The sequence below is a fragment of the Pseudomonas sp. 2725 genome (assembly GCF_050434585.1).
GTDB classification, from domain to species: domain Bacteria; phylum Pseudomonadota; class Gammaproteobacteria; order Pseudomonadales; family Pseudomonadaceae; genus Aquipseudomonas; species Aquipseudomonas jessenii.
Window position 1 is genome coordinate 131863 of the sequence record NZ_JBNDIV010000004.1, and the last position, 23681, is coordinate 155543.

The following is a 23681-nucleotide window of genomic DNA, read 5'->3' on the forward strand; positions in this document are numbered from 1 at the left end:
TACGGGATCAAGCACTGCCGCCGACAATTGATTTAGCCAATCACCCGGCATGAAAAAACTCAACGCCGCTTGTGCGAGCCCAATTGAATCCAGGTGGGCGCGTGGTCACTGGCATGGGGCTCGTTGCGCACCCACGCATCCACCCCGGCGTCTTGCAGATACGGACTCAGGGCCGGGTTGAGCAGCAGATGGTCAATGCGCAGCCCCGAGTTTTTCTGCCAGTGCTGACGGAAATAATCCCAGAACGTGTAGAGCCGATCCTGTGGATGCAAGTGCCGCAATGAATCGGTCCAGCCCTGGTCCAGCAACCGTTGGTAGCACTCGCGACTTTCCGGTTGCAGCAAGGCGTCCTTGAGCCAGGAGCGCGGGTTGTAGATGTCCAGGTCGGTGGGCACCACGTTGTAGTCCCCCGCCAGCACCACCGGATGTTCGCTTCCTTCAAGCGTCTGCGCGTAACGGATAAGCCGTTCGAACCACGCCAGCTTGTAATCGAATTTCGGCCCCGGTTGCGGGTTGCCGTTGGGCAAATACAGGCAACCCACCAGAACTCCGTGGACAGCGGCTTCCAGATACCGACTATGGTTGTCGCTGTCATCGCCGGGCAACCCGCGTCGGCTTTCCAGCGGCTGCGCATCCCGCGCCAGGATCGCCACGCCGTTCCAGGACGCCTGACCCTGCCAAATGGCACCGTAGCCGGCCGCTTCAAGCTCAGCCGCCGGGAATGCGCTGTCCACTGCCTTCAATTCCTGCAGGCAGGCGATATCCGGTTTTTCCCGCTCAAGCCAGGCCAACAGATTCGGCAGGCGTGCGCGCAGGCCATTGACGTTGAACGTGGCGATCCGCAAGTTTTTCATGAACGGACACTCCTGAGGACGAGGTGCCTGACGTGTGACACCGGCAGGTTTCGCAGGTTGCGTCAGCGGTCCCGGGGGCGCTAGCACCTTGAGCGCAAGCTGGTCGATCATAGGCCTTGCTGACGCTGAGAGCTGTGTGGGAGCGAGCTTGCTCGCGATGGCGTCGTATCAGCGGCCAACCATTTGCCTGACCTGTCGCTTTCGCGGGCAAGCCCGCTCCCACAGGGTTCTCGTTTGGCCATGGATCGGTGGCCCCCTGAGGCCCCGTGCCACTCGTCAACCGGGTCGGCACCAACCGCGTAACCCTTCACACTAACATCAGGTAACGACTCATCCCGGGAGACGACCATGATGAACATAAGAATGACTTCGCTGCTCATGGCCGGATGGTTGTCGGCGACGTCCCTGGCCACGTTTGCGGCGTCCGGCGATGGTCCTGGCGCGACCGGTACGGCACCCGGCGCAACCCGCAGCTCAACTCTGCTGCCAGACAACAACAGGCCCAGCGATCCCTCGGGTAATAATGGGCGCGGACAGAACCCCGGCTCGTCAAGCGGCAGCACCGGCGTCAATGGCCCGGGCAGTGGCGCGGGCGGCGGCACCGGTGCGCCCGGTGGCGGAACCGGCGGTGCTGGCGGCGGAACGGGTAGCTGGACAGGCAAAAGCCGCCAATGACATGCCGTCATTGGCCGCTTTTTGTGACCTGAGGCCTACATCGGCTTGACCGCTGGCGGGTTCCACTTGCCATTCAGCGCCTCGGCTTTCGGGCCGTACAGACGCATGGTCAGGTTGAACGGCCCTTTGGGTGCCGGTAGCCAGTTGGCCTCCAGATCCTTGCCAGGGCTTTCGTTCTGGAAGTAGAGATCCAGCGAGCCATCGGCGTTGTTCTTGAACGGCATCCAGCTACTGACCGCAAAACGATTGAGTGAGTTGGCGACCTGGAACCCTTCCGGGTCATACAGGGTGATCGACCAGAAGGCATTCACTGGCGGCGCCTCGCCCTTGTTGAAATGCAGCACATACTTGTTTGCGCCCTCGAGCGGCTTGCCGTTGCTGTCGCCGATGTTCAACGGATAAATCGCGTCCTCGGGCAGGTTGGCACCGAGCCCCACCTGCGTAACGATGGCGCGTTTGAGGTAGTAGTTGCCATAGACGCCCATGGTGTCAGTGTTCATCGACCAGCCATTGACCTCTCGCGCCAGGGTCGGCACTTTCCAGGTCATCAAGGCCTGCGCATCCTGGGGCACCCTTTGCAGCGCGGCCTGGATTTGCGGATCCAGCGTGTCCATGTCGAACGGCTTGCCGGGTTCGATGCCGATCCGTTTGATCTGCGCCAGCATGGGCTGGTCGGTGCTGTGCGGCGGATTCACTTTCAGCAGTTCGGCAGCGTAAGTGAAGTAGTTGGCAGCCGACATGGAATCGACCTGAATCTTCGGTGGCGTTTTCATGTCCACCGCCGGGTCGACCTTCACGGTGACGGCTTCAGGCTCCTTGCCCAACCGGGACAACGGCGTAACCGTGTAACCGGCCTGGATTTTGTGCACCGCCGCGTAATCCGCCGCGCCATCAGTCTTGGTACGGCCGATGACCCAGACAAACGGAGTTGGCGCCGGCAGGTGGCTCATCCCGGCGGGCACCGTCCCGGTCCATCCCGGCGGCGTCACCAGAAATTGCCCGGCCTCAGTGCCCGTGGTACGCCAGCCCGGCGAAGCGAATACGTCGGTCCACATATCAAGCATCGGTAACAGGTAGAAACGCCCATCGGTATCGGGCGCGGCGATCACCAGCGGTTCCTTGGTCAAGTCCAGCCAGGCAATCGAATACAACGTGTCGAAATTAGAACGCACCACCCCTCTGAAATCGGCAGGCGGGTACTGCGGCACACTCACAAACATGTTCATCGGGCCTTTACCGAACTCCTTGCCCGGCTCGATGTTGGTGAACTGCTTGCGAGTGACGTCCATGCTCAGCAGCGGGTAAAAATAGATGTAGGCATCCACGCCGATCGAGTGAGCTTCTTCGGCGGTGATTTTCGATTGCGCGTGGCTGGCCAGCGGAAAGATGGCAGTGGCTGCGACGGTCAAAGCAACGGCTGTCAACGTTTGAGGTATCAACATGTTGGCGATCGTCCATGCGAGTGGATGTCTGCCGGGATCGACAGAACAATCGGAACTCTAGACGATCAATTCCGCCAGACCAGGGAGACAGACCACCGGCAGCAACAGCACCTCAACGGTCGGAGCGCATCAACGCCTCGACGCCACCGGCCATCGACAACGTTGCCACGCGGTTTCTCCCCGAATGCTTGGCCTGATACAACGCCGCATCCGCCCGCTCGACAAACACATCCATGCTGTCACGCCCCGACGGCACGAACGAATAGCAACCAAGACTCACCGTCACGTAGCCATTGGGCGAGCCGGTGTGGCTGATGTTCTTGTCGATGACGCTGCGGCGGATCTGCTCGGCAATCGTCATGGCGCCGTGGATGTCGGTGTCCGGCAGCAGCACCGCAAACTCTTCGCCACCGTAACGCACCGCCAGATCGGCCTTGCGGTGGCAGCAACTCTTCAGCGCGCGTGCCACTTCGGCCAGACAGTGATCCCCCACCACGTGGCCGTAGGTGTCGTTGTAGCGCTTGAAGTAATCGATATCGAGCATGATCAGGCTCAAAGGGCTCGCCTGCCGGGCGCCGCGCCCGAACTCGACGTCCAGCGCCCGCTCGAACAATCGGCGGTTGGCCAATCCGGTCAGGCTGTCGTGGGTGGCGATCAGCTCCAGCGCTTGCTGTGCCCTGCGCAAATCCGACTCGACCCGCTCGCCAACACGCACCTGATGCAGGAACACCCACCCGAACAACCCCACGCCCAGCAATACCAAGGCAACAATGAGACTGGAGCGAAACGCCGTGTCGTACCAGCCCGCGAGAATGGATTCCGTGGACGATGCCGCCGTGACCACCAGCGGATACGCCTCCAGCTGTCGGTAACCGTAAAGGCGTGTCACACCATCGATGATGGATGTGAACATCGCATTGCCGGAGCTGGCCAGCGGCAGGGACTTCTGGAAAATCTCGCTCTGGGCCAGCGACGTGCCAATCTGCGCCTCCACAAAAGGTCGACGCGCCAACAGCGTGCCATCGGTCAGGCCGAGAAACATCGAGCCGTTGTCGTCGAGGCTGAAGCTTTTGAAGAACTGGTCGAAGTACGACATCTTGATCCCGGCCAGCAATACGCCCTGGAAACGGCCGTTCTTGTCATTGACCCGTTTGGAAACCGGAATGATCCACTCACCGTTTTCCCGACTGCGAATGGCCGGGCCGATATGCGCCACCGACGATACGTTCTGCTGGTGATACTTGAAGTACTCGCGATCGGCGACGCCGGGCCCCCGAGGCAGATTTTCAAACGAGGTCACCACCCACTGGCCCTTCTGGTCGAACAGCAGGATGCCGTGCAACTGATCCAGCGCCAGCACGCGCCGAGCGAAGGTCTGCTGCAAGCGTGGCCGTTGGTCCGGGCCGAACCCGTCGACCTGAATCCAGTCCACCAGGCTGGTCAACACCAGGTCGGCCTTCATGAAAGTGTCTTCGGCTTGCTGCGCCATGGCCCGCGTCAGGTTCGAAGACGCCACTTGCGCCAGGCTCAGGTCGTGGCGACGGGACTGTTCCAATTGCAGGTAGAGCAAACCGCACAGGCACAGGCACACCGTGGCAATGAACAATACCGCGGCCTTGCGCAGTGGTATGCGTTTCAATGCGATGCCAGGGGCGTGGTCCGGGTCGTTAAAGCGCGTGGGCAAAAGTTCATCCTGTCGGGGGCAAGGCATGGGCAACGCCCCAAAGCCCTCAGTCTTCGGGTGGCGTAGTTTACGGGGTTATCCAGGACAAATGGGTGGCCACTTGCCCAGCGGTATCACACCGCCCGTCGGTGCTGCCCGGACACAACGTCCGCACCCTGCCTGCGCTGCAAACATGACCCAGGGCAAGCGCTGCCTGTGCGTCAACGAGCTACGATTAAACAAACCTCAATACAGGGAATCGACATGAGCAAGGCAGACGAACTAGCCGCAAAACTGAAACAGACACGGCTGACCAGCGCGGATCAGGCGATCGATGGCTGGCCGGGCCAGGTCTACGAACTGTATCAACGGATAGAGACCTGGCTACAGCCCTTGACCGAAGCTGGCCTGATCCTGCGGCGCAACCCCACCCACGTCTTCGAGAGCCACCCCGATGGCGACGCTTGCGACTACGCTATCGACCAGTTGGTGATCACCGGCAACGGGCACAGCATTACCTTTGACCCGGTTGCACGCTTCACCGCCGACGGTGAGGGGCGGGTCGAGATCCACACAACAGACAACGAACTCGCCCTGTTGCGCACCGTGGACGAACACGGTGAAACACACTGGTGGCTACAAACGATCGAGCAGGCCACCACACAGCTGGACGCAGTGGCGCTGACTGAAACCGATCTGCTTGTCGTGGTCCAGCAAGGGCTGGCGCTTTAGGGGCTAATGCCAGTCAGTTAAGCGTTTGAACACCGCAAATCTTGTGGGAGCGAGCTTGCTCGCGATGACGGTTGGACAGTCACGTAAGGGGTGCCTGACAGTCCGCCATCGCGAGCAAGCTCGCTCCCACAGGTTTCGTGTGTTAAGTGATCAGTAGTACGCTCCGGCGCCCGTTTCCAGTCTTTCGCTACAGCTTGTTCTGTCCCGTCACCACCAGCGGTATCTCTGCGCGACGCAAGTCCAGAGCTGGCAATTTCGTAGGCTGACTCAAGCCCTGCAGTACCCTGGCATCGTAATCATAAATGTCGGGCTTGAACGTCACCCGCCCATCGTTGCTCAGGTCCACGGTCCAGTAAGCCAACAACACCGGCACTTTCACCGGTAGCGGGATGTTCTCGGTCCTGCCATTGGCCAACTGTTTTTGAATCCCGGCGCTGTTCCAGCGTACCGGGTCGTTAAACAACAGCTCGACCAGTTGCAAGGGGTTTTCCACGCGGATGCAGCCTGAACTGGTCGCCCGGACTGTCTTGGCAAACAGCTCGCGGTGTGGCGTGTCATGCAGGTAAATCGCATAGTCGTTGGGGAAGCGGATCACCACCTGCCCCAGCGAACTGTCGGGGCCGGCATCCTGACGCAGGTGGATGCCTCGCGGGTTGCTCCAGTCAACACTCGACGGATCGAGCACATTGCCTTCGCGATCCAGCACGCGAATCCGGTTGGCCGCCAGATAACCCGGATCGTTCTGGACTTTCGGAATCACGTCCTGCTTGAGGATGGTCGGCGGCACGGTCCAGGTCGGGTTGAACGTGATGTAGGTGATTTCGGCCTGGAATACCGGCGTACTGCGCACCGGCTTGCCGACTTGCACTCGCGAACGCCAGATCGGCAGACCGTCACGGTACATCGCCACCTTGTATCCGGCGATATCGACGATCACAAACGTGCCCTGCAGTTTGTACAAAAGCCACCGGGCGCGCTCCATGTTGACCCGCACCTGATCGATCCGCGCCTCGACCGGCACGTTCAGCGCCGCCAACGTCACCGCCCCCGCCACGCCATCGGCCCCCAGGTACTGCTCGGTCTGATACTTCTTCACCGCGGCAATGACCTTGTCGTCGTAACCGGCTTTTTTCGACAGGTGCGCGTCCAGGTAACCGCCCGCCACCAGACGCGCACGCAATTGAGCCACCGCCACCCCGTCCATGCCGGGCTTGAGCGATTGCCCTTCAGTGACTTTCGGCCAGCCGCCCGCATCATGGACCTGGCGCAACCGGGCCAGGCCTTCACGCAAATTGCGGTAAATCTCTTCCTGAGGAGGCGCATCGGCGAATGCACGCGCAACGTCATGGGCATCGAGGGCGGCGAACAGGTTGTTCATGTCCTCGTGGGCATTACCGCCGGCAGGATCGAAATTCCAGTGAATGTCCAGCCGCGACGGATCGACTTTACCCCGGCGCAGTTGCAGCAGCGCGGTGATGAACGTGCGGGTCGCCGCCATATCGAACATCGCCCGTTGCGCCGTGGAAGGCATGGCAGCCACCAGCGACTCATGGGCCTGAGCCAGTTCGGTGATGCGGAAATCCGTCGGATTCAGGCCGTCGATCCGGGTGGCTTCGAGGCTCTTGAGTAATTGCGCCACGTCACGATCATCCGTCCACGCGGCGCGATAGTTGCGATGCATATAGAAATCCAGCACCACCCGACTGACATCCACACGCTGATGGCGCCTGGACGTGAGCAACGGCGGAAAGGCCGATCGCAGCGGTTCCAGGGTCGCTTGAATCGCTTGGCCGACCGCGTCGTCGGGCGCCGCGGCATCGATTGTGCTGCTCGCCGCAGATACCGGCTCAATCGGCGAAACTTGCCCAAACGCTGCACCGCTGATCAGAAAGCCCATAAAAAATATGCGGCTTATGACGAATGACCTTGTTAACTGCACCATGGATAATCCTTAATCCCCCGTTTCAAACGGCTAGTTTTCCGCTCGCTGCTAGACTCGAAATTATCATGATGAGACCCGACTATGGCGCTAATCCGCTTTGGCCTTTTATTTGCCATTTTACTGACGTGCCTTTCAGTAACGTCAGCCTACGCCGATTCGCTTGAAAACGCGCTGGTCAAAGCAGCACCCGGCGCCGACGCCAAAGTGATTGCCCTGGCCGTTCGTGCCACTCAATGCAGCCGTGCCCAAGGTGTCGCCCCCGCCCAACGACTGGCGGTGATCGATTACTCCCTGCCCTCGACCGAACAACGGCTGTGGGTCTTCGACCTTAAACGGCGCAAGTTGCTGTTTCACGAACTGGTCGCCCATGGCCGCAACAGCGGTGAAAACATGGCCACGCTGTTCTCCAACCGCAACGAAAGCCACGCCACCAGCATCGGTCTGTTCCGCACCCAGCAAAGCTACCTCGGACAGAACGGCTACTCGTTGCGCATGGAAGGCCTGGAGCCCGGCTTCAACGATAACGCCTTTGACCGGGCCATCGTCATTCACGGCGCGCCCTATGTCAGCCCGGTGCTGGCCCGCGCCAATGGCCGCATCGGCCGCAGCCTGGGTTGCCCGGCCGTCAGACCGGCGATTGCCCATCGGCTGATTGATTCGATGAAGGACGGGCAGTTGTTGTTTTCCTACTACCCGGACCAGCGCTGGTTGAAGTCGTCTTCCTACATCAACTGCGGCGACACCGTGGCCTCAAGGGAAAAGTCCACTTCAAGCCAGAAAGCGACGCCCAACCTGTCAAAACTGTAATCTTCGCCTCAGCCAGCTGAAAGGCACCGCCTGCTAGCCTCATCGACAAGTTCAACAGGCTGACGGGCGGAACAGACGGCATGCACTCCCACACTTCAAGACGCACCTTCGTCAAAGGCCTGGCCATCGGCGGGCTCTTCGGCGGCCTCGGGTTATGGCGCACGCCGGCCTGGGCAATCAGCAGTCCCGGCGAACCGCAGGTGTTGGCCGGTAATGATTTCGACCTGTTCATCGGCGAATCCCCGGTCAACTTCAGCGGCAACCCACGCACCGCGATGACCATCAACGGCGGCATCCCCGGCCCGCTGCTGCGCTGGCGTGAAGGCGATACGGTGACACTGCGGGTGCGCAACAGACTCAAGGACAGCACGTCCATTCACTGGCACGGCATCTTGCTGCCGGCCAACATGGACGGCGTGCCGGGGCTGAGCTTCAAGGGCATCGACCCCGGCGGCATGTACGTCTACCAGTTCACGGTGCGCCAGAACGGCACCTACTGGTATCACAGCCATTCGGGGTTTCAGGAACAATCCGGCGTCTACGGCCCGCTGGTGATCGACGCCAAAGATCCGGAGCCGTTCCAGTACGACCGCGACTACGTCGTGATGCTCAGCGACTGGACCGACGAAGACCCGGTCGGCCTGATGAAGACGCTGAAAAAACAGTCCGATTACTACAACTTCAACAAACGCACCGTGGGCGACTTCATCCACGACGTCAGCGAAAAAGGCTGGGGGCCAGCCGTCGCCGATCGCAAAATGTGGGCCGAGATGAAGATGAACCCCACCGACCTGGCGGACGTCGGCGGCGCCACTTACACCTACCTGTTGAACGGCCAGGCACCGGATTCGAACTGGACCGGGGTGTTCCGCCCCGGGGAAAAGCTGCGGCTGCGCTTCATCAACGGCTCGGCCATGACCTACTTCGACGTGCGCATCCCCGGCCTGAAAATGACTGTGGTCGCCGCCGATGGCCTGTACGTCAAACCCGTGAGCGTCGACGAGTTTCGCATCGCCGTGGCGGAAACCTTCGACGTTATCGTCGAACCGACCGAAGCGGCCTACACCCTGTTCGCCCAGGCGATGGATCGCACCGGATACGCACGGGGCACCCTGGCGGTGAAGACAGGACTGGTTGCGCCGCTGCCGCCACTGGACCCGCGCCCCCTGGTGACCATGGATGACATGGGCATGGGCGGCATGGACCACGGCAGCATGGCGGGCATGGATCACAGCAACATGGACATGGGCGATATGCCCGGAATGCAGTCCCACCCGGCCTCGGAAACCGACAACCCGCTGGTGGACATGCAAGCCATGTCCACCTCACCGAAACTCGACGACCCCGGCATGGGCCTGCGCAACAACGGGCGCCGCGTACTCACCTACTCCGACCTGCGCAGCACCTTCGAAGACCCGGACGGCCGCGAGCCTGGCCGCACCCTGGAACTGCACCTGACCGGCCACATGGAAAAATTCGCCTGGTCGTTCAACGGCGTGAAGTTCTCTGATGCACAGCCGTTGCGCCTCAAGTACGGCGAGCGGCTGCGGATCGTTCTGGTCAACGACACGATGATGATGCACCCCATCCACCTGCATGGCATGTGGAGCGACCTCGAAGACGAGAACGGCCAGTTCATGGTGCGCAAACACACCATCGACATGCCACCGGGCTCCCGGCGCAGCTATCGGGTCACGGCCGATGCGCTCGGCCGCTGGGCCTATCACTGCCATCTCCTGTACCACATGGAAATGGGCATGTTCCGTGAAGTTCGCGTGGAAGAATGAGGTGCGCCCCATGATTCGATTCACCCCGGTTTTTTTCGCACTCGTGACCTCGACGGCAATGGCCGCCAGCGATGACATGCAAGGCATGGATCACAGCCAGATGGACCACGGCCAGATGCAAGGCATGGATCATAGCCAGATGGACCACGGCCAGATGCAAGGCATGGACGAGGGCCAGATGCAGCCCGCCGCCCCCAGCGAAAGCCGCACGCCGATCCCGGTGCTGACCGATGCCGATCGCGCTGCGGTGTATGCCGATCCCGCCGGCCACCACGTACATGACAGCACGCTCAACTCCTTTTTCCTCGCCGACAAACTGGAATGGCAGGACGCCGATGACGGCAGCACCCTGGCCTGGGATTTGTCCGGTTGGGTCGGCGGTGACATTGATCGCCTGTGGCTGCGCTCCGAAGGCGAGCGCACCAACGGCGTGACCGAGGACGCGGAAATCCAGGCCCTGTGGGGCCACGCCATTTCCCCGTGGTGGGACGTCGTCAGCGGCGTGCGCCAGGACTTCAAACCCGGTGCCCCGCAAACCTGGGCCGCGTTCGGCGTGCAAGGCATGGCGCTGTACAACTTCGAGGCCGAAGCCACGGCCTTCATCGGCGAAGGCGGTCAGAGCGCCGTGCGGCTGGAGGGCGACTACGACATCCTGCTGACCAATCGGCTGATCCTGCAGCCGACCGTCGAGCTCAACGCCTACGGCAAAAACGATCCGCAACGGGGCATCGGCGCGGGGCTATCCAACACCGAGGCTGGCTTGCGCCTGCGCTACGAAATCCGCCGGGAATTCGCGCCCTACCTCGGCGTGACCTGGAACCGCACCTACGGCAACACCGCCGACTACGCTAACGACGAAGGTGAGGACCGCAGCGAAACCCGCCTCGTGCTCGGTGTTCGGATGTGGTTCTGAACAGACTCACCCAAAACCAACAACAACCGCTTCGAGCGGTAAAGGACCTTGCATGCGCATCTTCAAACCCACCGCTATCGCAGTCGCGTTGCTCAGCGGCCTGCTTGTTAGCACCCTCGCTCAAGCGCACCCCAAACTACTCTCTTCCACCCCGGCGGAAGGCGTAGAAGGTGCATCACCCGACAAGATCGAACTGCACTTCTCCGAAAACCTCGTCACCCAGTTTTCCGGTGCAAAACTGCTGATGACCGAAATGTCCGGCATGGCCCATGCCCCAATGCCGGTCAAGGCCAAAGTCAGCGGCGGCAGCGATCCGAAGACCATGTTCATCATCCCGGCAGCGCCCCTGGCTGCCGGCACCTACAAGGTCGAATGGCGCGCGGTGTCGTCGGACACCCACCCGATCACCGGTAACGTCACCTTCAAAGTGAAATGATCGATGAGCGACTCGGCCAACGTCGTGCTGCGGTTTGTGTTGTATGTGGATTTGATGTTGTTGTTTGGCGTGGCGCTGTTCGGGCTCTACAGCTTCAAGGGACAGGAACGGCTATCCGGGACAGTCTTGCCCTTTCGCCGGCTATTGACGGGAACAGCCGGGCTCGGCGCGCTGCTGTCCATCGCCGGCATGGTGCTGATGGTCCGCGTCATGAGCGGTGAATCAGACGTTACCGAGTTGCGCCCTCACCTCGAAATGATGCTGTTCGAGACAGACGTCGGGTTGGCCTGGGCCGTGCGGATGATTGCATTAGCGGTCGCGGGTTTGGCGTTGATATTCAACCCACGCGCCCCCGGCATCAGCCTGGTGATCGCCGCCACGACCGGCGGCATCGCCCTCGCCAGCCTGGCCTGGAGCGGGCATGGCGCCATGGACGAAGGCAGTCGCCGTTACTGGCATTTCGCTACGGACATCCTGCACCTGTTGGTGGCGGGTGTCTGGCTCGGCGCGTTGCTGGCGTTTGCGTTGATGTCGCAACCCCGGGCCCTGCAAACCGAAGCGCACATACGGTTGCTGGCTCACGCAGTCAGGCGATTTGAGCTTGTCGGTGCGCTGGTCGTTGTGATCATCACCGTGACGGGCGTGGTGAACTACCTCTTCATTGTCGGACCGAAACTCGATGAGGTTTTACTCAGCCGCTACGGAATTTTGCTGGCGATCAAAGTACTGCTGTTTGCCGGGATGCTGGTGTTGGCGGCGCTGAACCGCTTCTATCTTGGCCCCTTGCTGGAGCGGTCGTTGCGAGAGGGCCAGTATCGCGTGGCAGCCCATGCACTTCGGCGTAGTGTGTTGGTGGAAATGGCCGCGGCGATATTGATTGTGGGGTTGGTGGCGTGGCTGGGTACGTTGAGCCCGGAAGTGGAATGAGTCATCTTCAGGGGCGTTGATTTTTCACTCCGGTGAAAGTTTCACTACACTCCCCTTTCAAAACCACTCCAGCACAAAAGCCCGATAACAATGACGAAAATCAAAAGAGCAATGATGCTCGGCGGCTTGCTCGCACTCTCCCTTGGCGCCCAGGCAGAACCTTCGCATCTGGACAGCGTCATGCAACAGGGACAGCTGCGCGTCTGTACCACCGGCGACTACAAGCCCTACACCCTCAAAGCCGAGGACGGCGAATACTCCGGCATCGACATCGCCATGGCCCGAGCCCTGGCCGACAGCCTTGGCGTCAAGGTCGAGTGGGTGCCCACCACCTGGAAAACCCTGATGCCCGACATGCTCGCCGGCAAGTGCGACATCGCCATGGGCGGCATCTCGGTCACCCTGGAACGGCAGAAAAAAGCCTTCTTCAGCAGCATCCTGGACGTCGACGGCAAAATCCCGCTGGTGCGCTGCGAAGACCAGGCGCTGTACCAGACCGTCGAACAGATCAATCAGCCAACGGTTCGCCTGGTCGAACCCGCCGGCGGTACCAACGAAGCCTTCGTCCACGCCTTCCTGCCCAAGGCGCAATTGAAGTTGCACGACAACGTGACCATCTTTCAAGAACTGCTGGATAAAAAAGCCGACGTGATGATCACCGACGCATCCGAGGCGCTGTATCAGCAGAAGCTCAAGCCGGGCCTGTGCGCGGTCAACCCCACGCACTACATGCAATACGGCGAAAAAGCCTACCTGCTGCCCCGCGACGACATCACCTGGAAGCTGTACGTCGATCAGTGGCTGCACCTGGCCAAGGTGACAGGCAACTACCAGAAGATTCTGCGCCAATGGCTGGCGGTACCTGACGCCAAGTAACGGATCGTTTTTAATCGCACAAAAAAGGGCGCCCCCAAAGGAGCGCCCTTCTTCATTGCGGAGCGCGTATCAATCGTCGTGCAGCAAACCTGAGCCGTATTCGCCGAAGCTATTGCCGAGCGCACTGCCATGGAAATTCATCTTGTCGGGATTGCTGCTGGTCGGCCCCGGGCCAAACCCGGCCGACTGCACCGAGTCGGCCGAATAATCACGATGGGCGCTCACACCCGAACAGGCGCTCAACAACAAAGCACCGGCAAGCAGCGAGACTTTGACGAGGGTTGCGATCATTTTTTGATTCCTGTGGGTTGAAGCGCGGGGCATGGCGTTTGGCGGTCATCCTATGCCTCGTCTGTGCCGGGCAACATGAAACTTTGGGGGGTGACAGCGTAGGTTCAGGAACCGTGCGCACCTGGCGATCTCTCACATCCACTACTTTGCGGATCGACATTGTCCAAGGCCCGATTCACCAACAACTCCCCCACCACCGCCAGTTGATGAATACTTTCGGGTGCGCCGGGTTCCTGGATCACTGGTCTATATAGGCAATGGGGATGCAATTTGAGGGAAATCTCCTACTTTTTCGTGATGTTATCAACGCAATACCCACCACCTACTAAATCGCCCTGAGGCATGCCCAAACCCCACAAGCCCCATTCCTGATAAACTCCTCCACCTCCCAGCCTCACCGATTCCAGATCCCCCATGTCCGTAACCACCGCCACACCCGCCCCGCTCTCCCGTCGTTTCTCCGTCGCACCGATGATGGATTGGACTGCTTAAGCAGTAGGTAAGCGACCTGCAGACCATACCGTGTGTAATCGATGTGTAATCGTACGCACGCTGTTGGTACACCGCTCCACCACCTTCCATTCGATTGGACTGAAGCTGACTGGACAGACCGACAGGAGTTATCTCTAATTCCGGGCACTACCGACTGGCATCACTGAGTGAACGAAGATTCGAGTTCACCTTGAACTCGGCTGAGCCCGCTGAAAGCACCGCTTTGGTGGCACACCCTACTGTTCAGCGCATCTCATCAAGCCAGTTGCAGTTCCTTCTGAACAACCCTACGTTGCTCAGGAGCAAAAAATGGGAACGCCTCATCCTGATCGTACTCTGTATAGCCTTTCACTCTGGGATTGCCGGGCTTTGCTGTGTACTTAGCAGCGACACCGAAAAGCGCGGTTAGGATCTGTAGGACGGCCTTAATCAGGGCCATCGCCTCTTCGTGAGCGATTTCCTGTCTAACCTGAGCCCCGGTTCTTTTTACTTTGAGTTTGAGGAAGGGTGAACAGGCAGTGTTGGCAGGAACGAAGTAGAGATAGATCCAGCCACGGTTGACCCAGTAGCGGTGCTGAACTGGTTTAGGCTCGCCTTTACTCGCCGAATTTCGCTTTGAAAGCTCTGCTTGTAGCTGTGGAAGCATGCGCGGCTCATATCTGATGCCTTCCTGTGTAGTCAGTTTTTGAAAAGTAAACCGAGCTTTTTTCAAAGTCTTGCCAGCGGTGACACGCCCTTCGAATTCATAAGCGATCCCTTTCGGCTGGCCTTCGGTGTCGTACCGCAGGTGGACGTAGACGCGTTGCCTCCTTAAGGCCCGGACAAAATTGAGAATGTCACCATTACGCTCCCTAGTACTTTCTATACAAGCTCCCACCCTTGCAGCCAGACGGGATCTGTAGGGCATGGTGTGGGCCCTTGCGGCACCCTCCACTTCCCTACCGCTCACGGTGATGTTCCAGGTTTCCTCCGGCCTAAAGGCCTTTCTGAGGCCGAACATATCCTCGATCTCGCTAACCGCTTGAATGTTTCTTTCATAGTTATTTTTGTCACTAACCATCGGAAAGCCTGGCTCGAAGCTAACTCGATTCGCAACGATATGAACATGCTCGTTGCCAGTATCAGCATGAAGGACTGATGTGTACTTAGTAGTGCTCTTGAAGCCCATCAGTTTCAGGTAATGTCGTACAGCGATCTTCCATTGCGTAGGGGTGAGTGACTCACCAGTATCTAGCGAAAGAACCGCATGAAAAATTGGCCTCAAATTTCTCTTTGGCTTTCCTTGCTCGCCAACCTTCAATTTTGTAGCAATATCCATGTCCAAGATCATACAACTCAGATTCTCCAGACTTCCCCTCTGTATCTCGACCTCTGGGCAGAAGGCCAAGCAGTTGGTATCGATCGTAATGATATTGACTATGTCATGGTCGTGCTTTTTTCCTCCGTAAATGTATTTAATACGATTAGCGCAAGAACCAGTGGAAGATTTTAGGATTTTACCAATCATAACCTTCACCCTCCTCGCCTTTTCCACCAAGCCTAACTTTGTCCAGCTCGCCAAAAATGTTCATGGCCACGTACATAATTTTTTTGATCAACAGTTCTTTTTCGTTGTCGTCCATGATCATCTGGGCAAGTTCAACGAGGTGCTCGCTAGCTTTCTGAGCTTGAGGAATAATCACGTATCTGCGTTTGGGCTTGGAATTGATAACGTAGTCCCTTACAAAAGCTCCAGCCGCTTTGTATCCCGACTCCTTAAGGCGCTCATCGAAAATTGCACGCTCATCAACGCTCATGCGGATCAGCAGACTTTTGTCTTTCTTAGCCAGCTTGATTGCCTTCGTGGTGAGAACTTGGTCACTCATACTGCGCGTCTCTTCTGATCGAGTTTTTTCTATTTATTATTATCACTCTTGGAGCAACACTCAGCGCAACCCCTCAAGGGGGTGAGCATCAGAGTATTTCGCACGAAATTGACCGTCGGGGTATATCACCGACATAACTTGTTTCTGGTATAGCTTTAGAACAACGCTCTTTTTTGCCCCCCTTAAGTAGCGCGTATATCATTGATACGTCTGGCCCAATACGGGCCAATAGAGTATCAATACAAGCCAGCGCAGGCTCAATAAAGACCAGTGTTGGCTCAAAGAACGCCAAAATCGGCCGATAGAGAGCCAGACAAAGAAGCACCCCCCCTAAAGCTCGAAAAGTGATCACTTACAGGTCTATCCGTAATAAGCATATAGACGTTAATTTCGAGTCGACTCCCTGCACTCCTCATCTTGCGAGCACTTTAGCTATCAGCCGCAACCAACCTCTGTACGGTGTACGGAGTTGATTCAATTCTTTCTCCACAGGCAGACTACGAGTAACACAATTACTTACCCCTGGAGGTCACGCATGCTGCGAGATTCAACAAAAGGAAGAAGTTTTGACCTAGCAACCGTTACCGTCCACCAAATGGACGAATGGATCGAAGCGCGTCTGTGTACCTTAGAGTCTAGACACGACGACCACGGATTTATCGAGGTTGACTCTATTGAGTACCAACAGCTAAAAGTCTTCAGAGCTCTACTCGAGAAAATGGCATTGGCGACATATTTCAACTCACCGACCATTCTCGACAGCCTGGAGCGCCGTCGCATGCGTTCGATCCAACTGTGTTCAACAGACTCCTTAGGGCCCGTCTAAGCGTTACAACGAAACCCTAACGCATAGTCGCGAATTTGATGCGATACATCTATAGCGGTGCTCCGCATTTACTGCGTGCGCTTCCGTGCTCGTAGGTCTAGCACATTTCAATCAAAGATATGGCGTGCAGGTTTATACGACTACCGACCGATAGGCCCAAAACAAACGGTAGAGTCTATGAGCTCTAAACGTCCGGCTAAGACACCTGCCCGGAGTAGGTAACTACCAGTCGTTCGACCCTTGCTCAACCCAGCGGTAAGATGATCTCAAGCCCCACTCCACGCAATTCAAAGAGGCCGTTGATTGGAGTAGCCGAGAGCGACTAACCTGAACCGATCCAAGCGAGGCCATACTTGCCATGAGCATTGAAGTAAAACTCCTTCATCTCCAAACAATCCAAAACCTGCTCGCGCCATTCCGCTATTTATACTGCGTAGACCTTGAAGCGACCTGTGATGAGATTGATGATTCGAAATCGCCAAGTCCGCTTGCAGTCGTCCCAAATCAGATGGAAACGATCGAAATTGGCCTGGTGGTAATTGATCTGGAAACGCTTCAGATCGTCGATGAATTCCAACGCTTCGTACGGTCACAGATCAACCCTGTCCTCACCGATTTCTGCAGAAAGCTTACGTCCATTCGACAAGCAGACGTGGACGGTGCCCGAACCTATCAAGAGGTTGGCGACGAGCTACGAACGTTTACTACGCATTATCCAAACGCGGCTTGGGCATCATGGGGTGACTATGATGCAAGACAGCTTTAGCGCGATGCAGGCTTAGCTGGGTACCCTTCCCTGCTCGAAGGCTTGCCACATTTCAATGCCCGGAAATGGCATGCCGGCTTGTATGACGATTGACCTAAATCACTTAAGCAAACGGTAGAGTCGTTGGGACTGGTTTGGCTGGGTACCTATCACCGAGGAATCGACGATGCGAGGAATCTCGCGTCCATCGTTAAGGAGATGCTTGGCTAATTAGATAGCCGGGGCTTGGGCCCGAACGGGCGACATAAAAATCCGTCTCAGGAACCACCTCTTAGTAAAACGCGTGGCCAACCTAGGCGGGCCCCCAAATTGAATCGCGCCCCTAAGTGCAACCCCGTGATGACACCATCATTAAGAATCCTCTGCAGTACCGCATGAACTGGTCTGCCGAAAGGACTCCCAGAGGGTAATGCACTCCCGTGCCAAGCTCAAAACATCGTGAGACTGGCCACTACTGGTTACTCGGTAACTGCACTGTAAGACTTCACCTCCACCATTTCCTGTGAGCCATGTCGAGGCTTGGGTTTGCCGATCCGTGACGGACGGCTGATGCCCTGTGCGCATAGAGCGTGTGAGTTTGCAATGCTTCAAGCCATTTGCTAAATCTGCACAAATTTTAAGGGCCTGATGGGAGTCAATGAACGAATCAACCACGCGCGCGCTAACATATGAGTCATCCTCGTGTAGGGCCCAGTCTCTAACGTGATAGCAATGGATGAAAAACGATATTACGTCATCGAAATATTCCTGCTCATCGTGCCCAGACGATGAAAAGAGGCCTGCATACTGACGCTCAATCTTATGCAGATAACGCCTAGCTCGATCAAGTTGCTCCATCATGTCCTTCAGCCTTGCTATGCGAGTTATGAGGTAGATGTGGTCGACAGCACTTCTTATGCCCGTATCACGAAGGCCAACGGCTTAGTGCTGCGCGCATGTCTGCCATTGGTTTACTGCAATCGATACTTACCTTGCCGGTTCTTGAAAGCTGGCTCCGTGCCCTCAAGGATTTCGACCACACGCGCTTTGATCTGAGGATGCTCTATCGCCCCTGCCTCATAATCGAATCGACTAGCGGCCTTGTCGCAGGCGGCATGGATGATCTGCTCAGCATCGCAGACCACGGCGAGGTTTGGGTTGTGAGTCACCATGATTACCTGGCGACGCTCCTTTGCGCGCTTGATGCACTTCACCAGAACTCGAAAAATAGTCTGGTTGTCCAGGTTCTCTTCAGGCTGATCAATAACAATCGGAATATCATCCTCATCCACTAGAAGGTAGAAAACCAGAAGAAGCAGGCCGCGTTCGCCGGGTGAAAGCTGCCCGATCTCCTGTCCCTCGTAAGTCAATGAGTACTGGGGAGCCAGGTAATCCAGGCAATACAAATAATCCAACAACTCCTGTGCAGTCACGGTTCTCGCGAGCTGGTCGGTCAAGAGAGTCTGTTTCACAGGCATTCCTTCTCGACGATCAAAATGAAGCAAATCATCAATCTCGTCTGCAAAGGCCACGGCCTCATCCGCCGTTTCGAAGCTGGCAGCCAACAATAAGTTGCGAAGCATCTGAGAGCTCTCATCGACTCCCATGAAGGATCCTCTGACCCTTTGGTTGATGCGCCTCAGTAGTTGGTCGGAAAAACCTTTTTCTTCGATCCGAACCTGGAAATCTAGAGGTAAATTGAGCTCACGCTGCTCCTCTGAATTAACGAAGCGCTGCACAGGGAGATAGAGTCGGCTGAACTCATCAACCATTGCCTGAATCAAGCCATGCATCTCACGAGTCTTTTCGGAGCGTTCAGCACGAAGCCTCGCTTGCTGCTCTGGCAAATGTGCCAAGGAAGCAATTTCAGCTTGCAGCTGCAAAAGGCTACCTAGCTTATCTGGTGATCCAATCAGCTCTGCTTTAGCGCGCTCCCAGCTCGCTAGATTTTCTTTGTAGAGCACATAAAGTCGCTGCGCCTCTCCGAGTTTACTTTTGGCCTCAACAAGCTGGGCCGCAGCGATCGACCTACGCTGTGAAATACTGCCCTGCTCTTCGTTTTTCAAGTCTGCATCAATCGCAGCCACCTGTGCTTGAGCCGCTGCAGCGATAGCATCGAGCGGCCCGGCATTAACTTTCAATTGCACCAAGGAGTCGATCGGCAACTCTACATCCAGATCAGCGAGTAAATCTTTCAATTCCGTAACGAAGGTCGCATGCTGCTTGCCGTAATTCGTCAAGGCGGTAGAAACTCTCTTGGCAATCGCTTCTCTTTTAAGCACCGACGCTCTTGTGCTCTTGAGCGCCGCCTCCTCAGCTTCAATATTGCGGCCCTCGCCCTCCAGAGCATCTACCTGCTCAGCCGCTTGCTTTGACTCAGCCAGAGCTTCAGGTGATGCACTTGGGTCGAGCACCGGTTGTGGCTGGGCCTCCTCCAACGCAGTGATCTCTCCCTGCTTGGCCGCGATTAATTCTTGCAACGATCTCAAAAAATCATTTGTAGACCGTCGCTCCGCCTCAATGATTTCCGCATTAATCTTGGTGATGCTTTCCCTCACGCCTTTGCGAGCCTGCTCAATTTCTGCGACCTTGAAATCTAGGAGTTCGTCCATAGACGCCTTGCCGAGCCGCTCCTCCTCGGGCACGTGGGAATAAATAATTTTTCGCAGCTCTGCATCAAAGGTTGAAGATCCGCCCTCACCTAATTCATTGCACAAATCTTCCAAGTAGCTTTGTGGAAGATACTTGACCCGCTCGACGCTGCTTGGCTCAGGATCCTCCTGCAAGGTTTTCTCCATCACAGAGCCATCAAGCCAAGTCAATGAACCCAAAAAATTTTCCGCGAATTTGCGCTTCGGGCTACGAAACCGCGTGTTTTTAAGGAATGAACACTTCGCATAGTGCTTTGTGTTGCCGACCAACGCGATGACATCGGATAGAGCGCTTTTACCACTGCCTTTGTTACCGATGATCGCCACCAAATCGGGGTTGAGCGGGATGTCCAAATCAAACCAGGGCTCGGGAAGATCTGAGCCTGCGACCTTCTCCACCTTGATTGAGCGTATAAATTTGGTTTTGTTCTGTTCAACCTTCATTCGTTTGGGCGGGGCATCGCCTACGTACACGCGATCATCGAACTCATGGATAGCTTGAAGGAGACCCTGAAATGTTGAGTCAGCCTTGATCCAAGTGAAACAGTTTCCAACACGGTCTTTGTCGTTCGAGGTGCTGAGCGAGTGAGCATCTGAGCAATCAAGAAGGCGCGCATTGACCTGAGCAGCCTTTAACCCATCACGAGCCCTCACGTAGGCCTCAGGATTGGCTGCAGCAGTGAATACTAGATCGGCTTCGTTAATAATCGTCTTCTTGTCCGCGATCGTATGATCGTTCCAGCGCAGACTGTCCCACTCGCTCTTGCCCATCGCAATGATGTGCTTACCATCAAAGTGCTGCGTCTTGAGAGCTGCCCGAACAGCCTCAAAGCTAACGTTGAGGTTATTGAAACCGACCTTTAGAGGTGAGGGAGCCCTGCCCCGCATAGCTTCTGGCATTGAGGCAACTACACGCTCCCCAAGCTCAATCAGATTAGCCCTAGTAATGACTCCGGCCCAACGGTCGCCAGGGGATCCAGGTACGAGGGAGTACCCCTGAGAAATGGCAGGCATAAATTGCTCACGAATGAGTTGTGGGTCGACCTGATCGAAAACGACATGGAGGTTGATACGACTCCAATTCGAAGGCCTGTATCCCTCCTCGCTTTGCTCAAGAATTCCACCAAATTTATCTAGTCGTAGCTCCACGACAGGAAGAACAAGCTCAATATTCGGAAGACGGCCCTTCCGCCGCTCCTCCAAAACACGGGCATAACCATCGACAAACAGATAGTCATTGATGCCTAAGACTTTGAACTCGGGTGGCAACGCCTCTAGATCGGATAGAAAAGCCTCCCATGCCGCCTCATTTTCACCGGGATAGTGGTGAACCAGTGACTCAGGGGTGTGGACGTGAAGATCCCATTTTTTCCATGTCGAACCCTGCAAAATTACTGGCATTGCACTTTCCCCGATATCCCGATCAGAGCCTCATCGTGAAGCTCCTTCCGCCACTCAGGAAAGCTCATCGAAGCGACTTCTGCCGAGAAATGCACAAATTTGGCCCGTGCAAGTAGTAAAAACGTATAGCCGCTAGAAAATTCACTGATCGCCGGCAGGCGGTTTACACCGCCTAATATATCCGGACGCACATTGCGATATATATGCTCTCAATTGGTTTCACTCACTCGGTCGGAGCAACTGAATGACAAGCTTCGAGAAAATGGGTCAGTAAGATTCGCTGTCCATCGGCATGCATGTATTCAACATGCAAGCCTCCACGTCCGACGATCACTGCAAGCAACGGCCTGCCATCTATTCGGGACTCAGCGAGGATTCTCCACTCTCTTAAATCAGTACCAGAAGGCGCTGGAAAATCTTCGGGGTGCGTGTGCCACTCACCAAGGTATCTGATCTGGCCTTGACTCTCCTCCCACCGTCGCTTGACGACTTTTTGGTGGTCTCGTTGATGACGAACAAAGAAAAATCGGGAGCGCCAATCTTTGCGCGTGGGCTCGGTGGCTTCGATGATCTCTAAGTTCCCCGCACGTACTTTTCCCAGAAGAATGCCTCCAGACTCGGGATCTTGGCTACCGATCTGGACATACCTGAGGACTGTCGCAAGAACCTCAGGACTCAGATGGATAAAGTGACGCTGATCTGACGTCACCCAACTATTTAGTTCGAGCATGCGGGGCAGCCTGGGCGTGTTTCCGGCGAGCAATCCGGGGTGGCTGACACATAGTCCGGTGACAATACTCGAGTTCGCAGTGCTTCATGAGCGGATCCTCCGGCCCATCGAAGCGCTGCTTCTACTCCAAGGCACGCTGCTTGGACGGACACTACCGCAGAGAATGGCACGTAAAGTCCCTCGCACCCTTGCCCAGCAAAAACGGGCTCTAACTCTTCCTGCACTGATCGGTACCGAGACGTTTTGTTGTAGTCGCACAAACAACGATAGCAAGCTCCATCGCCCGGCCGCTTTAGAAGCGATCGCACGGCAACACCTGCGCCTTCAATCCAAACGCTCAAGGTAGGAACTTGAGAATGGTAACGAGCCGCGAGCCAATACCCCAATGACTCCTCACCTGTAGCATCAATCAGCAGATCGAACTCCCCCAGCGTCAAATCTCGAACGTCCTTGGGACATGCAATGATTTTTGCAGACGGCATTATTCGCTCAAGCTCCACCTTTAAAGCGGTAGCTTTAGGTTTATAAAGTTCGGAGAACCCGAGTCGGTGCCTGCCGAGATTTCCTGGCTGCAACGATTCCTTATCGACTAGAGCGACAGAACCGCCACCGATTCCCGCACCAGCTTTTACAAGCGCTTCTGCCAGATAGCCTCCTATCGTGCCGCAGCCGACCAATGCTATGCGAAGCCCCGACAGAGTCGTGCAGCCAGGTGTGTTTCTCTGCGCGATGTATTCATCATCCAGCCTGAAAATGGCGACCTGCGTGATAGGTAGGCGATAAATATGCTGAAGAGCCGCTGGTGGCTGCTTGAGGAGTCTGCGCTCATCAGATTGCGGCAGGCTGATATGCACTCCGTAGTTCATTAACGGCGACTCGATAATCACTACAACCGCCATAAAGCGTGAGCGAACGCCCTTCTTGACTGCCTCCAACAGCTTCGCCCGAGCCGTGTGATCAAGCTCGTACTGCCAGTTCACTAGCTCACCAACAGTCTTGGGAGGCCATTCACTTTGGTACGGTCTGGGTTTCGCGGTTGTACTGATTTTGTATACTTTGCAGCTCATCTCTTCAAATGTGACGCCCAAGCTGTCCAGCTTACGGCTTGTGCGTTGCACATCGTCCGTCGCAACCACATCATTACGCCGAAAGACACCATTTCCATCTTGAATTGAGACTGCAGAAATGACACCTGTCTGCCGATCGTCAACATCCATGTAGCAGTGAAGGTCAAACCAGGAGGCAAAAAACTCTTCCTCCAGGTCTTCGACCATCTTTCCCTGCAATACCATGTCCAGAACGTGAGCCGCTTGGCGTACGCACAGCAACGTTTGACCTACAGGATCAAAAATGTCGAAGACAATAGTTCCGGGTATGGCATAGCAAATTCCGCCGGCGCCGTTAATATGAGGTGCTAGCGGCGGCAGCTGGGTAGGGATAGTAATTAGCTGTATTTGTGGTAAACGGCGGAATTGACGATCAATGCCAACGAGGCAATCGAAATCCCCAAGTGAGGTTTTGAGTGGCCCTTCTAATATGAGCAGCCCACCTGGCGTTTGACGCGCTGACCGCACGAACCCGATCTCACGAAACGCCGCTATTAGCTCAGGAATCACTTCCATCACT

General features: G+C 56.6%; 19 protein-coding genes and 1 pseudogene. 9 read left to right on the forward strand and 11 right to left on the reverse strand.

Annotation, left to right across the window (positions count from 1 at the left end; all coding sequences use genetic code 11):
• Window positions 1-59: 59 nt before the first annotated feature.
• A complete protein-coding gene (locus ABIE16_RS12005) occupies window positions 60-854 on the reverse strand; it encodes an exodeoxyribonuclease III (RefSeq protein WP_340314222.1) in 795 nt (264 codons plus the stop codon).
• A gap of 348 nt (window positions 855-1202) precedes the next feature.
• Between ABIE16_RS12005 and ABIE16_RS12010 the strand changes: the two genes are divergently transcribed.
• Complete coding sequence (locus ABIE16_RS12010) at window positions 1203-1529, forward strand: hypothetical protein (protein ID WP_429521225.1); 327 nt, start codon at window positions 1203-1205, stop codon at window positions 1527-1529.
• A 35-nt stretch (window positions 1530-1564) separates the two neighbouring features.
• On the opposite strand, the gene ABIE16_RS12015 is transcribed toward ABIE16_RS12010, so the two are convergent.
• Entirely contained in the window at window positions 1565-2971 is a 1407-nt protein-coding gene (locus tag ABIE16_RS12015; RefSeq protein WP_154910068.1) for a DUF1254 domain-containing protein, read from the reverse strand.
• A gap of 112 nt (window positions 2972-3083) precedes the next feature.
• Window positions 3084-4655 (reverse strand): sensor domain-containing diguanylate cyclase, encoded by a 1572-nt coding sequence (locus ABIE16_RS12020; RefSeq protein ID WP_340314227.1) that lies wholly within the window; start codon window positions 4653-4655, stop codon window positions 3084-3086.
• A gap of 243 nt (window positions 4656-4898) precedes the next feature.
• Between ABIE16_RS12020 and ABIE16_RS12025 the strand changes: the two genes are divergently transcribed.
• Entirely contained in the window at window positions 4899-5366 is a 468-nt protein-coding gene (locus ABIE16_RS12025) for a hypothetical protein (protein ID WP_057715599.1), read from the forward strand.
• Window positions 5367-5553: 187 nt separating this feature from the next.
• Here ABIE16_RS12025 and ABIE16_RS12030 read toward each other — a convergent pair whose 3' ends face one another.
• Window positions 5554-7308 (reverse strand): L,D-transpeptidase family protein, encoded by a 1755-nt coding sequence (locus ABIE16_RS12030; RefSeq protein ID WP_429521226.1) that lies wholly within the window; start codon window positions 7306-7308, stop codon window positions 5554-5556.
• Between the two features lie 81 nt (window positions 7309-7389).
• Here ABIE16_RS12030 and ABIE16_RS12035 point away from each other — a divergent pair, with 81 nt between their 5' ends.
• The 6 genes from ABIE16_RS12035 (at window position 7390) to ABIE16_RS12060 (ending at window position 13054) form a co-directional block, all read left to right on the forward strand.
• The gene (locus ABIE16_RS12035; RefSeq protein ID WP_429521227.1) at window positions 7390-8115 is read left to right on the forward strand and encodes a murein L,D-transpeptidase catalytic domain family protein; all 726 of its coding nucleotides are present in this window, start codon (window positions 7390-7392) and stop codon (window positions 8113-8115) included.
• Between the two features lie 80 nt (window positions 8116-8195).
• Complete coding sequence (locus ABIE16_RS12040) at window positions 8196-9902, forward strand: copper resistance system multicopper oxidase (RefSeq protein WP_429521228.1); 1707 nt, start codon at window positions 8196-8198, stop codon at window positions 9900-9902.
• Window positions 9903-9912: 10 nt separating this feature from the next.
• Entirely contained in the window at window positions 9913-10815 is a 903-nt protein-coding gene (locus tag ABIE16_RS12045) for a copper resistance protein B (RefSeq protein WP_057715603.1), read from the forward strand.
• Window positions 10816-10867: 52 nt separating this feature from the next.
• A complete protein-coding gene (copC, locus tag ABIE16_RS12050) occupies window positions 10868-11251 on the forward strand; it encodes a copper homeostasis periplasmic binding protein CopC (protein WP_090454177.1) in 384 nt (127 codons plus the stop codon).
• 3 nt (window positions 11252-11254) lie between these two features.
• Window positions 11255-12178, forward strand: coding sequence for a copper homeostasis membrane protein CopD (gene copD / locus ABIE16_RS12055; protein ID WP_429521229.1), 924 nt, complete (start codon window positions 11255-11257; stop codon window positions 12176-12178).
• A 90-nt stretch (window positions 12179-12268) separates the two neighbouring features.
• On the forward strand, window positions 12269-13054 hold the full coding sequence (locus ABIE16_RS12060; protein WP_429521230.1) for a transporter substrate-binding domain-containing protein: 786 nt from the start codon (window positions 12269-12271) through the stop codon (window positions 13052-13054).
• Between the two features lie 69 nt (window positions 13055-13123).
• Here the strand turns inward: ABIE16_RS12060 and ABIE16_RS12065 are convergent, their stop codons facing one another.
• From ABIE16_RS12065 to ABIE16_RS12080, 4 genes and pseudogenes are all read right to left on the reverse strand, one after another.
• On the reverse strand, window positions 13124-13345 hold the full coding sequence (locus tag ABIE16_RS12065) for a hypothetical protein (RefSeq protein ID WP_429521231.1): 222 nt from the start codon (window positions 13343-13345) through the stop codon (window positions 13124-13126).
• 104 nt (window positions 13346-13449) lie between these two features.
• Window positions 13450-13560 (reverse strand): annotated as a pseudogene (locus ABIE16_RS12070) (DUF6124 family protein); the annotation flags it as partial.
• Between the two features lie 533 nt (window positions 13561-14093).
• Window positions 14094-15344, reverse strand: coding sequence for a relaxase/mobilization nuclease domain-containing protein (locus ABIE16_RS12075; protein ID WP_204124293.1), 1251 nt, complete (start codon window positions 15342-15344; stop codon window positions 14094-14096).
• Window positions 15334-15702 carry a hypothetical protein gene (locus ABIE16_RS12080; RefSeq protein WP_204124294.1) on the reverse strand — a complete coding sequence of 123 codons (369 nt, stop codon included), beginning with the start codon at window positions 15700-15702 and terminating at the stop codon, window positions 15334-15336. The genes ABIE16_RS12075 and ABIE16_RS12080 overlap by 11 nt, the downstream gene beginning before the upstream one ends.
• Window positions 15703-16886: 1184 nt before the next feature.
• Between ABIE16_RS12080 and ABIE16_RS12085 the strand changes: the two genes are divergently transcribed.
• Window positions 16887-17294, forward strand: coding sequence for a 3'-5' exonuclease (locus ABIE16_RS12085; protein ID WP_429521232.1), 408 nt, complete (start codon window positions 16887-16889; stop codon window positions 17292-17294).
• 950 nt (window positions 17295-18244) lie between these two features.
• On the opposite strand, the gene ABIE16_RS12090 is transcribed toward ABIE16_RS12085, so the two are convergent.
• The 3 genes from ABIE16_RS12090 to ABIE16_RS12100 form a co-directional block, all read right to left on the reverse strand.
• Window positions 18245-21325 carry a TrlF family AAA-like ATPase gene (locus tag ABIE16_RS12090; protein WP_429521233.1) on the reverse strand — a complete coding sequence of 1027 codons (3081 nt, stop codon included), beginning with the start codon at window positions 21323-21325 and terminating at the stop codon, window positions 18245-18247.
• 223 nt (window positions 21326-21548) lie between these two features.
• The gene (locus ABIE16_RS12095) at window positions 21549-22055 is read right to left on the reverse strand and encodes a Mov34/MPN/PAD-1 family protein (protein ID WP_429521234.1); all 507 of its coding nucleotides are present in this window, start codon (window positions 22053-22055) and stop codon (window positions 21549-21551) included.
• Window positions 22043-23677 carry a ThiF family adenylyltransferase gene (locus tag ABIE16_RS12100; RefSeq protein ID WP_429521427.1) on the reverse strand — a complete coding sequence of 545 codons (1635 nt, stop codon included), beginning with the start codon at window positions 23675-23677 and terminating at the stop codon, window positions 22043-22045. Before ABIE16_RS12100 ends, ABIE16_RS12095 begins: the two co-directional genes overlap by 13 nt.
• Between the last annotated feature and the right edge of the window lie 4 nt (window positions 23678-23681).

What these genes read in the sequence shown, in the direction of transcription:
- ABIE16_RS12005 (WP_340314222.1), bottom strand. Translation starts at nt 854, where the DNA reads ATGAAAAACTTGCGGATCGCCACGTTCAACGTCAATGGCCTGCGCGCA.
- ABIE16_RS12010 (WP_429521225.1), top strand. Translation starts at nt 1,203, where the DNA reads ATGATGAACATAAGAATGACTTCGCTGCTCATGGCCGGATGGTTGTCG.
- ABIE16_RS12015 (WP_154910068.1), bottom strand. Translation starts at nt 2,971, where the DNA reads ATGTTGATACCTCAAACGTTGACAGCCGTTGCTTTGACCGTCGCAGCC.
- ABIE16_RS12025 (WP_057715599.1), top strand. Translation starts at nt 4,899, where the DNA reads ATGAGCAAGGCAGACGAACTAGCCGCAAAACTGAAACAGACACGGCTG.
- ABIE16_RS12030 (WP_429521226.1), bottom strand. Translation starts at nt 7,308, where the DNA reads ATGGTGCAGTTAACAAGGTCATTCGTCATAAGCCGCATATTTTTTATG.
- ABIE16_RS12035 (WP_429521227.1), top strand. Translation starts at nt 7,390, where the DNA reads ATGGCGCTAATCCGCTTTGGCCTTTTATTTGCCATTTTACTGACGTGC.
- ABIE16_RS12040 (WP_429521228.1), top strand. Translation starts at nt 8,196, where the DNA reads ATGCACTCCCACACTTCAAGACGCACCTTCGTCAAAGGCCTGGCCATC.
- ABIE16_RS12045 (WP_057715603.1), top strand. Translation starts at nt 9,913, where the DNA reads ATGATTCGATTCACCCCGGTTTTTTTCGCACTCGTGACCTCGACGGCA.
- copC (WP_090454177.1), top strand. Translation starts at nt 10,868, where the DNA reads ATGCGCATCTTCAAACCCACCGCTATCGCAGTCGCGTTGCTCAGCGGC.
- copD (WP_429521229.1), top strand. Translation starts at nt 11,255, where the DNA reads ATGAGCGACTCGGCCAACGTCGTGCTGCGGTTTGTGTTGTATGTGGAT.
- ABIE16_RS12060 (WP_429521230.1), top strand. Translation starts at nt 12,269, where the DNA reads ATGACGAAAATCAAAAGAGCAATGATGCTCGGCGGCTTGCTCGCACTC.
- ABIE16_RS12065 (WP_429521231.1), bottom strand. Translation starts at nt 13,345, where the DNA reads ATGATCGCAACCCTCGTCAAAGTCTCGCTGCTTGCCGGTGCTTTGTTG.
- ABIE16_RS12075 (WP_204124293.1), bottom strand. Translation starts at nt 15,344, where the DNA reads ATGATTGGTAAAATCCTAAAATCTTCCACTGGTTCTTGCGCTAATCGT.
- ABIE16_RS12080 (WP_204124294.1), bottom strand. Translation starts at nt 15,702, where the DNA reads ATGAGTGACCAAGTTCTCACCACGAAGGCAATCAAGCTGGCTAAGAAA.
- ABIE16_RS12085 (WP_429521232.1), top strand. Translation starts at nt 16,887, where the DNA reads ATGAGCATTGAAGTAAAACTCCTTCATCTCCAAACAATCCAAAACCTG.
- ABIE16_RS12090 (WP_429521233.1), bottom strand. Translation starts at nt 21,325, where the DNA reads ATGCCAGTAATTTTGCAGGGTTCGACATGGAAAAAATGGGATCTTCAC.
- ABIE16_RS12095 (WP_429521234.1), bottom strand. Translation starts at nt 22,055, where the DNA reads ATGCTCGAACTAAATAGTTGGGTGACGTCAGATCAGCGTCACTTTATC.
- ABIE16_RS12100 (WP_429521427.1), bottom strand. Translation starts at nt 23,677, where the DNA reads ATGGAAGTGATTCCTGAGCTAATAGCGGCGTTTCGTGAGATCGGGTTC.